This window comes from Ideonella azotifigens, from assembly GCF_006519715.1.
Classification (GTDB): domain Bacteria; phylum Pseudomonadota; class Gammaproteobacteria; order Burkholderiales; family Burkholderiaceae_C; genus Ideonella; species Ideonella azotifigens.
On the sequence record NZ_VIDT01001151.1, the window covers coordinates 1 to 1113 of the forward strand.

General features: G+C 69.7%; 2 protein-coding genes. Both read left to right on the top strand.

Annotated elements, in window-relative coordinates; genetic code table 11:
• Positions 1–532: GNAT family N-acetyltransferase (locus tag FKP22_RS31260; protein ID WP_141292048.1), on the top strand; the 532-nt coding region annotated here is incomplete at its 5' end.
• A gap of 102 nt (positions 533–634) precedes the next feature.
• The coding region (locus FKP22_RS31265) for a cysteine hydrolase family protein (RefSeq protein WP_141292049.1) at positions 635–1113 on the top strand (479 nt) is incomplete at its 3' end.

A 1113-nucleotide genomic window follows, 5' to 3' on the forward strand; every position in this document is an offset into this window, starting at 1 on the left:
GCCGGACAGCGTGGACGCCAGCACCAGCGCTTTCCTGCAAAGCCGGGGCTACCGGCCCGGCTACACGCTGTGCTACCTCGCCGCGGCGCCCGCGGCATTGGCGCCGCAGCCGGCCACGCCGCAGGTTCAGCAGCTGCGGCCCGACCAGGCCGACCTGTTCCTGGACCTGCTGCAGCAACATGAAGGCCTGCAGCTCAGCGCCGAGAAGCGCGCCCGCAAGCGCCACTTCTACGCCACAGACGAGTTCCAGGTCTTCCTGTGCCAGGACAGCGCCGGCCAGCCCTGCGCCTGGGCCACGCTGCATGTGTCACTTGATGCAGGCGGCGTCGGCTTCCTTGGCAACAGCTTCACGCTGCCCAGCCATCGCCGCCAGGGCCATCACCGCGCACTGCTGCAGGCCCGCCTGCAGCGAGCCCGCGAACTGGGCCTGGCCTGGGCCTTCACCGATGTGGCACACGGCTCCCCCAGCCACCTCGGCTGCGAGCAGGCAGGGCTGCGCACGCTGACGGTCAACACGATCTGGCAGTCCTGAGCCAAAGCTGGCGCAAAGACCGCCCCGCTGGCCGGGCCGGCGTCCGGCCGTGGAGAAGGTCGTGGAGAATCAGCCTTCTTCCTGAACGACAGACCCAGCGCCATGAAAACTGCCCTGCTCGTGATCGATGTGCAATGCGGCCTGTTCGACGACTCGCCGCGCCCCTTCGAGGCCGATGCGGTCGTCGACCGCATCAACGCCCTGACCGCCCAGGCCCGCACGGCCGGCGTGCCGGTGGTCTTCATCCAGCACGAGCGCGCCAGCGGCTCGCTGGCCCATGGCAGTGACGGCTGGCAACTGGAGCGCCGGCTGAAGACCGATGCGCGCGACACCTTCATCCGCAAGACGACACCCGATTCCTTCCTGCGCACCGAGCTGCAGGAGACGCTGCAGGGCTGGGGCGTGAAGCAGCTGGCGATCTGCGGCTATGCGACCGAGTTCTGCGTGGACACCACCACTCGCCGCGCAGCCGCGCTGGGCTTCCCGGTGCTGCTGGTGGCCGACGCCCACACCACACACGACAAGGCCCACGCCAGCGCCGCGGCCATCCGCGCCCACCACAACGCCACGCTGCCCGACAT